Annotated in this window: 7 protein-coding genes; 5 read left to right on the plus strand and 2 right to left on the minus strand. The window is 54.9% G+C overall.

Annotated elements, in window-relative coordinates; genetic code table 11:
• The 5 genes from PG883_RS20840 to PG883_RS20860 form a co-directional block, all read left to right on the plus strand.
• The coding region (locus PG883_RS20840; protein WP_270807958.1) for a TraU family protein at positions 1-738 on the plus strand (738 nt) is incomplete at its 5' end.
• 88 nt (positions 739-826) lie between these two features.
• Positions 827-3,955, plus strand: coding sequence for a conjugal transfer protein TraN (gene traN / locus PG883_RS20845; protein WP_181824813.1), 3,129 nt, complete (start codon positions 827-829; stop codon positions 3,953-3,955).
• Positions 3,956-4,026: 71 nt separating this feature from the next.
• The gene (locus PG883_RS20850) at positions 4,027-4,836 is read left to right on the plus strand and encodes a hypothetical protein (protein WP_114522858.1); all 810 of its coding nucleotides are present in this window, start codon (positions 4,027-4,029) and stop codon (positions 4,834-4,836) included.
• Positions 4,836-5,159 (plus strand): hypothetical protein, encoded by a 324-nt coding sequence (locus PG883_RS20855; RefSeq protein WP_114522859.1) that lies wholly within the window; start codon positions 4,836-4,838, stop codon positions 5,157-5,159. The genes PG883_RS20850 and PG883_RS20855 overlap by 1 nt, the downstream gene beginning before the upstream one ends.
• Before the next feature lie 379 nt (positions 5,160-5,538).
• Positions 5,539-6,384, plus strand: coding sequence for a hypothetical protein (locus PG883_RS20860; protein ID WP_114522860.1), 846 nt, complete (start codon positions 5,539-5,541; stop codon positions 6,382-6,384).
• Positions 6,385-6,776: 392 nt separating this feature from the next.
• Here PG883_RS20860 and PG883_RS20865 read toward each other — a convergent pair whose 3' ends face one another.
• Together PG883_RS20865 and PG883_RS20870 are read right to left on the minus strand one after the other, a co-directional pair.
• A complete protein-coding gene (locus PG883_RS20865) occupies positions 6,777-8,045 on the minus strand; it encodes an IS4-like element ISApu1 family transposase (protein WP_011191342.1) in 1,269 nt (422 codons plus the stop codon).
• 317 nt (positions 8,046-8,362) lie between these two features.
• Positions 8,363-8,734 (minus strand): hypothetical protein, encoded by a 372-nt coding sequence (locus PG883_RS20870; RefSeq protein WP_004099020.1) that lies wholly within the window; start codon positions 8,732-8,734, stop codon positions 8,363-8,365.
• Between the last annotated feature and the right edge of the window lie 165 nt (positions 8,735-8,899).

Raw genomic sequence — 8,899 nt, forward strand, 5'->3', positions numbered from 1 at the left:
TCTGCTGAGACCGATAAGCCACGCCAAGTGTTTATGGACTCCCACTTTTTCACCTACCCGATCTTCCAGATGTTGAACCTGTTGATGATCCCCTCCTGCTCTGGGGACAACCACATGGACCTCGACCTCCTGACAATGAGTGAGATTGATCCGCTCTGGAGCAATGACCTGCTGACGTTTGTCTTGAACCCTGAATCGGTCGTCTTCGCCAATCCGCTGGCGCTGGCGTGGTGCATGGCGGACTGTGTGGCCACCACGCTCAAGTCTGAGTCGGAGAAAAACTATTTTTGTGCGGGCTGTGATGGGCTCATCTACCCGCATACCGGCAACATTCACGGCGTCACCGACCCGGTTCAAAACTCAAGCCTACTGTTGCAACGCCAACTGGCGTCCTTGCACCGACGTGGCCTAGCCGAAAAAACCATGGGGGAGGAGGAGATGTGCGAGTCGTCGTACAGCTACTTCATTCCACGCTCGCAATACCGGGTCTCGATGCTCTACCCAGTCCCCGAGTCAACCAACTCGCGCCCGTTGTTTACGCCGCCTGCTCAAGGTAGTGGCGGTTCGTCCAGCCCCAGTAATTTCATTCCCACGGAGGACTGCTGTCACCGTCTGGGAGAGAGCGTCCATCAGTGGTCAACCCTCAAGGGAGGGCGCTCTCGACCGGGCAAAGAAAACTATGTGTATCTCGTGTGGCGCTACGTGGATTGCTGTGTCGGGTATATGTCTACAAGATGATAAAAAGCCATAAATAACAAATAGCTACAGCGATTTTAAAGGGATTGGGGGACAAATGGAACAGGGCCAAATAGCACACGGAAGCGCCATGCGGCACTGGTCGTTAAGCGTCATCTTCACCTATTTTGTGGTGTTCGTGTTCCACCCGGCATTTGTCCTGACGCTGGCGGTCAACCTGTCACCCGGTCGTGCCATGGCGGCGCAAGCAAACGCGATCTATGACAGCCTGAACTCAAAGTACAAGGTCAACACGCCGGATAACGATGTCGCCAAAGAGGAGCGCCTGAGCGAGATCCATCAGAAGTACGGCAAGGGCGTGGGTGGATCGGCCGATGTCATCAAGTCGCTGGAGAAATACCAGGGCCAGAGCCATGTCGGTACCAACGTCAACCTCACCGGCTACAGCAAAACCGACTTCACCCAGTCCTACAAGGACACTTACAACCAGGCCACTACCGGTGGGAACGGTGTCGGCAACCTGACCCTGCCTGGCGTCTCCGGCAACAATGCCTCCATGAAGTACGCCCAAGACGGCGGGGTGAAGCTCACCCGCGATGCCAATGGCAATTACGTCAGCACCCCGACCAATGCAGCGACGGTCAATCAGGTAGGCACGGTTGTCGGCTCGGAAGCCAATAACGCGGAGAGTTCGTTCGAGGCCAAGAGCACCTATGACCCGCACGATGAAACCAATCTAATCGACGTGGTGAAGCAGGAGATCAGCCGGGCGCAGACTGGCGGGCAGACCAGCGATAGCGTGGTCTATCGCACCCTCATGAGTTCCTACAGGGAGAACAAACCACAAAACATCTCCCGTGATGACCCGGTGTTCAACGGGGCCAAGACCGCTGTTGATGATGCTCGTTACCAGCGCGGCCTGTTTGAAGGGTCGTGTCAAAGTATTACCCGGACAACGACCAAGGACACGCATTACCCCGATTGGAAGGAGGCCCGTTGTAGTTCCCCCAAGAAGGATAACTTCACCTCGTGTCAGCTCGAACGCGACCTCCATGTGCCGGTCTACATCGAGGGCGGAGACGGCTCCATGTCAGTGTGCGGGGCGGATTGCGTAAAAATCCGTATCGGTAAGCAGGGTGATAACTATTGGAATGGCGGCTCCTGCGGCATCTTCAGTAACGCTCTCACCCTGAAGTTCTCCGCAGAAGCGGTCGTTCGGCAGGCGATGATCACGTCAGCGGAGTGGGATGACCACATGGAAGTGAAGCTGGGGGATACCACGCTGCTCTACCACGTTGATAAACAGATGCGAGATCCGGCGACTTACCCCTTCCCGGTGGCAGGTAGGGGATGTGAGACCAATACCAGCTGGTACTTAGGGGATGGTAGCGGTACCGATAAGATTGGCGGCTACATCGACGTCACCAACCTGGTACGCAACAGCGTGGTGACCGATGGCGACCGTATTATCAACCTCTACAACCGGGTGGCGGTGGGTGACGGCGGTGAAGGCCACTTCGAGATCACCATTAAATTTGACAATGCCAACTTCCGTGATGACCACATCCAAAAGCCTGCAGGTTGCTGGGATGCGGTGCAGCGCTCGGACGGCACCTGTCACATGGACAAGTGGGTACCGACCGACCAGGGCACCAAGCGTTTACCGGATTCCATCCTTAACTTAGGCGGCCCACTCTACCCTGGTGATACCGGCCACTTGACATGGAAGGCCAACGCCAACGGTTTCTTCTGTGACCCGCTTGCCAAGAACAAGTTCTGCATTGATGACGCGCAGACCCAGTGCTTCAACTACGAAGACATCAAGAACATGCCGGATGGCTGCCTTGAGCAGAAAATGAATCCCATGTGCATCGAGAAGAAGCGGGACTGTGTACCGGGTTGGTTTGATGCCGGTACGGGGGCCTGTTACATGGAGGAGATCGTCTATGACTGCGACGAGGGAAAAACCGTCTCCGAAATAGTGGCCAACACCTCGAATACCTGCGGCGAGCTGCCCTGCATAGGCACCGATTGTAACGCTGGAGCCCCCGAGGCCAATAAGGACTTTGGCCAAGTGGCGGGTCTGCTGCAAGCGCTGAGCTTCATCTCGGCTGACGGTGAATGCAACGTCGCTGACCCAACCCAATGCAAGATCTTCCCAGGCGAGGAAAAATATTGCGGCTGGGCGGTAGGGATTGTGGGCAGCATGACTGACGTTGACTGCTGCAAGGAGCCGGATGTCGGCCCCGATATGCTGTCTGCGGCGATGGCCGGGTTCAGCCTCATTCGTTCTGCTAACTGGCAGTCCATTGCAACAAGTGCCTCCGAAATAACAGGCTCAAGCAGCTTCACAGCAATCTATGAAGGTGTCAGTTCAGTTGGTACAAGTATCGGCAACCTTACAGCAGGCGCGATGGATGCCGTGGGTAACATGATGACCACCGCCTCCAACACGGTCATGAGTTCACTCGGGCAAGAAGTAGCCGTCGAAGCTGCAAAGGCAGCAGGTGGTGAAGTGGCAAAGGAGACAGCGCTCAGTGGGATCATCACAGCAGTCGAGCAGAAAGTGATGGGCACCCTCTATAACACGCTGGGTGAAAAAATAGTTGGCGGCGTCATAGAGCAGACCGCCACAGGGTTTGCCCTGACCGAGATGGGGGCCACCATAGTAGGTGCATTCAACGCGGTGATGATTGCCTACACCGTCTACAAGCTGACGATGATGCTCGCCCAAATGCTGGTCTCTTGTAAGCCGGAAGAACTGGAGACTGCCAGCAAGATCCACGAAAAAGCCTGCTTCAAAGTGGGCGACACCTACTGCCTCAAAGAAGTGAACATGGGCATCAAAAAGGTGTGTGTCAAACGAGCACAAAATTACTGCTGCTACAGCTCGATGTTGCCGCGGATTGTGATGCAGCAGGCGGTTATCCAGCTAGGACTTTCAGATTGCAGCGGCATCACCATCGCGCAGATGCAGCAACTCGATTGGTCGCGCATTGACCTCACCGAATGGGTAGCAGAAGCCACCCTCGGGGGAGCCTTGCCGGATGGGCAGGACGACCTGACACTGGAGGCGCTTACCGGCACCGGCCATGTCCTAGCTGGCGGGGAGGACCGTGATACCACCCTGGAGCGACTAAATAACAGGTATGAGAGCGACAAGCTCATCAACGCTTCCAAGGAGACCCAAGACCTCATACAGCTAGAAAACGTGGACTGTTCGTACATGCCAAGACCAGCCATCTGCAAATTCCAATAAATGCTGTTGACTGGCGTTAAACGTCAAAGTACAGTGTTTCTATAAAGTTCACATTGGTTGAGGGAAGTACGATGAAAGCAAAGATCTTCGCAGTAACCACCCTGGCAGTCATGACCCTGGCTGGTTGTTCCTCCACACCGAAGGACATGGGCAAACCCTTCGTGCAGGACAAGAGCAAGAGCGTCGCCCTCAACGTCGCAGCCTATGCCGGGTATCCGACTCTGCTCCGTGATAACAGCTACTCGAACGAACTCGATACGCTGGTGGTTTCAACCAGCAACGCCCTGCTTCTAGCGAATGACTTGGCGGGTAGCTTGGGCTCATTTGGTGGAGCAGCGCTTGGTGCAGGTCTTGGTCTTATGTCGGGCCTGACTGCGGAATACCCGCTAGATCACTCACAGGTGGTCACAGCAAAACTCAATCCGGGTGAAGATTTCCGTTCGCCCCAGGCTGTGGCCAGGGTAATCAAGGCCAACTACCAGAAGCGGATAGCCCGGTCTGGTGATGGTGAAACGCTGGGGGGGTTATTGGCCAAGGAATCGCTGGATGATTATGTCTGTGAAGCCTATTCCTCAAGCAATTTTGACTACAAGTGCTACGACCCAGCATATGAGGATTACAGCCACTTGGTGAAGGTAGCTCGCCCGGCCAATGGCACCGAGTTTGGCGAAGTTATGCCACTGCCGGTGGGCCAATATGGGGTTTATCTCATGCGTACCGACCGGGGTGGGGTGCTGATGCCAAAGGCTGATGCGCCAGACGCTTACTTCTACATGAAGGACGGTGCTTTTGTTATCGGTGACACCATCCTGCCGAAGGTGGCTCCGCGCGAGGACGGCAAGCGGCTGGTGTTCCTGAACGGCAAGGCGACCATGATCTGATGAACACCATGTTGAAAGTGGCCCCCGCTGACTTGCGCGGGGCCCGTACCATCGGGGACTTGCCCTCTGCGGAGTGCTGCATGGTGGCGTTGAAGATTGCGACCGTGAACATTGCAGAGCGGATAGGCTGCACCTTTCACACCGCCATCAAATCGTCCATTCCGGTCTATCGCGCATTCGACCTGACCATTAACCAAGCGAGAGCACACAAAGAATCAGCATTGTTGCTGCTGAATGGCCTAGACCTGCCGGTAACGTTCTGTGAAGGAGAGATTGGTGCCTTCGCTCAGAGCCGATTTAACAGCAGGAGCACAGGCTGTTGAGAAGCAAGCAAGAGGAGGGTCGTAGACACCTTCGGCCCTAAAAGAGAGCCCCAACGCTGTTCGAGCAGCAATGGGGCTGTTACCCAGAGATGAGGAGGTCATCAATGAGTAAGCGAAGGGTACCACCGTGTAGTGGAGAGCAGCAAGCGGTACGGGAAGCAGCACGTCAAGACGCGCAGAACGCCCTAACGCTCTATCGTGCCGGTCGACGGAATGCAGGCGCGAAGCTGTGGGAGCGGTGTATGGCTGCCTGGGGGTAACAACCTAGCGCAGCAACTAACAGGCGGGCCGCTGGGCTCGCCTGCTTTGCCATCAAAATGACGCTCACCGGAAGAAATGCGTCGGGCGTTGATAGTACAATGTCAGTGGAGCGGTTGGCATGATGCTGGATGAAGATGTTCAAACAGTGGTGAAGGAGCTGAGTGCCTGGATGTGTGCGGCCCGAACTGAGATGGGCATTGCACAATCTCGGGTAGCTGGGATACTCGGCAAGTCGTTCAGTGTGGTGCAACGCTTCGATACCGATTGCGGCAGCGCCTCTATGTTGACGTTCTTGGGGTATCTCAAAACCATCGGCCAACTGGAAATGTTTCGGGAAGCGATGTCGCTGCATGGAGTCACACACGATCCACTCAGCGTTGCACACCGTACCCTGCGGCCAAGTAGCAAACCCTATACATACACCCAGTTTCACAAGCACCTGAAATTCGAACCCAATGCCGAGCTACTGGTCACTGAAGCAGTGGCCATGTCGTTGCAGGAGGAAGGTTATCTCACCCGCACTGAATCTGGCGGCAAGAGTGCTAGAAATACAAAGTTTTTTGCCACTTCTCTCAATGGGGCCCGTAATAGCTCTCATACCTATTATTTCGACAACGGTAGACCGCTCATTCGATTACGCCTTGTCGTTCCAGTGGGGCAACTTAATGAAAATGAGTTAGCCATTCTTTTTGCCGGTAGCGAGCATGTGAAAAATTCGCTGAACCAGCAAGTTGCCGCGACCCATAGATACCATCACCTGAGTGAACTCGTAGTCGTACCAGGACACCACGCGCCCACGGTCATAGATCTAAGCCAGAACACGCCAATTGAAGTTCCCTGGATATTAACCCTTCTTCGCCACATCCTGCGCCCGGAGAGTGCTCTGCCTGTGCCACGGCCAGAGTCAGTTGCGGGAGCGTATAGCAAGGTTTCAGCCTCAGAAGTACCGCTGGTGGCCGAGTAAAGGCCACTTTGAAGTGATCTATGAGGGGGTCTGTTAAGACCATTTCTCTGTCGGCATCAGGTATCCCTCTGAAGTCATCAACGCGATGAGCGAAGGGGTCATGGCAACGGCTTCTGGATTAAGGCGAGCCCAGTTATAGGTGGGTTTGCCGTTGGGAGTCCTGCTGCAGAGTACAAACCCGATAGCATGAGAAATGTTGAGCTCGGAAATGTACGGGGATCCGCCGACAACTTTGCAAGCTAAGTCCTGAAGTTTTCGCATTAAGTTTCGAGCGTGCCGTACCTCAAGGCCGAATACCTTATCGCTGCTATTAAACGTTAATCCCATAGAACCCCCTAGAGCTTAAATACTGTAGGTAGAACGGCCTCATGCTGCGGCTCATGTACAGGACCTTAAGCGGCGAGTCCATTTAAAACGCCTTCCAAGGTCCTGTTCTGTATCGACTTTCTCTGCTTGGTTCGGCAGGCGTTCTTGGCCAAATAATCGGCAGCCCATTCCAATCTTTCCCTTATTTCTGTCAGCGCCCTATGGGCCACTGCTTCCAATAGCGGTAGCCACCACGTCGCACTGTTCTTCGACGCTTTCAGCATCGATAGCGCCCCACTCATCACACTCTGCGCGACCCGTCTCTTCATCACCAGCGACAGCAGGCTCGTCCACACCAACCCCTCGGCAATCGCTTTCTCGCCCGTCACAAACCCCTTGAGCCGGTTGTGCGATTTCCACTCTTTAAATAACAACTCCACCTGCCAACGGCAGCGATACAGGCTCATCACCTGCTCTGCTGACCATGCTGCTCGCGGTAGGTTCGTCATCCACAGACAGAACCGCTTTTCCTCAGCAAACCAGCGCCGGATCAACCGGTACTCGACCTGGCCGGACTTCACCACCATATCCAGTACCTCGGCCCGACAGCGTCGCCGTCCGGCCTCTCTCAGAGATAGTCCCGCCAGCTTGGGTACTTCCCGTCCATCACCGCGCCAGGCTTGGATTATCTTGGGGTTCAGGCTTTTCGTGCCGCGCACCAGATAAAATCCGCCAGCGTCGTTCACCTGCTCAAACCAAGCCCTGTCAATGTAACCTGCGTCAGCCAGCAGCAGGCAGTTGGTCAGCGTGTGGGCTTCAGGCAGAAATTGCCGTTCCCCTGCGGTATCGGCAGACACACTCATGCACAACGGGCTCTGCTCCGACAGTGACATGGTCATATGGCACTCGATAGCTGCCGGACTGATGGTCTTGAACCGGCCGGGAAAATCAGCAGCAAGGCGCCGATGCACCGCAAAGGAGGTGCCATCGTGCAGTAACACCTGCTTGAACGCGCCGAGGGAGGCTGCTTTGAGTTGATGGTCGATACGCAAGGCGATGGCCCGCTCGACCAGGGCTTTCATAAACAGGGCAAAGCTCTCTTTGCGCAGCTGATTGTGAAACGGTTTGTAAGAAACCTGATGGGTGTTTACCAGTTGCAAGGCATTGAAATGGCGGTGTAAACCGGCAATGTCATTGACCTGGTCGCCTCCCATGGCCCGCAGCAGTGCAGGTACGAGCATGGCTGGGGTAATGGCACGCTGACGCAGACAAAACTTGCAGAGCCGAGCAATGCGCTCGAGTGCGGCGGGAGCCAAGAGTTGCTCCAGATAGTAATTAGCGTTGATAATAGTCATAGGCTTCGCGCGTGTTGATTTTGTTTGGCGATAAAATCAGATCACAAACGAAGCCTTTTTTATATCTATTTCAATTGGTTGCCGCTAAAGATCCTGTACATGAGTGAGGGTTATGGTGGCTATATGCTGGATATTGCTATTCAGATGACAGCCATATGGGGAAGATTACAGGCGCCTGAAATAACAGCAGAGTATGGAGTGACTACCACGGCTGGAGGTTGGCACGGGCTGATCCCCTCTCCCTTTGGGAGAGGGTTAGGGTGAGGGGAGCTGGCTGACCGGGTGTAGCAACCAGGCGGCATTACACCGCTGAATCTTCAGTTATTGAAATTCCACGCGATCGGCAGTTCGACGTCGAAGATAAGTGCATCCCCGTCGAGGCGAAAGGCCAGGCTGGTCTGGTGCTGGTCGTATTCGTTGATAATCAGGCAGCTCTCGGCGAAGTTGGACTCGTAGTTGATATGGGCCACTCCTTCACGGCCGTCAGCGAGTTCGATGCTGAGCACCCGCAGCGGGTTCTCCTGACTGAGGTTGACCCGGGTGTCCCCCACGTCCACCAGCCGTTCCAGCAGAGGGAAGAAATCTTGTCTGTGGGTCGTTATGGCCTGGGTGATGGCCTGCTCCAGCTCAGCCTGGGTGGCGAAGGGGCCGCCGAGTGGGTAGCGGGTCTGGATCCTTTCCTGAGTCATTGCGTTTCCTCCTGAACTGAGATGTGGCAACAGTTTGGCCGCTGCAGTGACCTGTCATGTACAGGATCTTTAGCTACAACCAATTGAAATAGATAGAAAAAAGGCTTCGTTTGTGATCTGATTTAATCGCAAAAAAAAACCGACACGCCCGAAGCCATGACTATT

Source organism: Aeromonas sp. QDB25, from assembly GCF_027707725.1.
GTDB classification, from domain to species: Bacteria; Pseudomonadota; Gammaproteobacteria; order Enterobacterales; family Aeromonadaceae; genus Aeromonas; species Aeromonas caviae.

Coding starts and splice junctions, on each gene's coding strand:
- traN (WP_181824813.1), top strand. CDS start 827: ATGCGGCACTGGTCGTTAAGCGTCATCTTCACCTATTTTGTGGTGTTC.
- PG883_RS20850 (WP_114522858.1), top strand. CDS start 4,027: ATGAAAGCAAAGATCTTCGCAGTAACCACCCTGGCAGTCATGACCCTG.
- PG883_RS20855 (WP_114522859.1), top strand. CDS start 4,836: ATGAACACCATGTTGAAAGTGGCCCCCGCTGACTTGCGCGGGGCCCGT.
- PG883_RS20860 (WP_114522860.1), top strand. CDS start 5,539: ATGATGCTGGATGAAGATGTTCAAACAGTGGTGAAGGAGCTGAGTGCC.
- PG883_RS20865 (WP_011191342.1), bottom strand. CDS start 8,045: ATGACTATTATCAACGCTAATTACTATCTGGAGCAACTCTTGGCTCCC.
- PG883_RS20870 (WP_004099020.1), bottom strand. CDS start 8,734: ATGACTCAGGAAAGGATCCAGACCCGCTACCCACTCGGCGGCCCCTTC.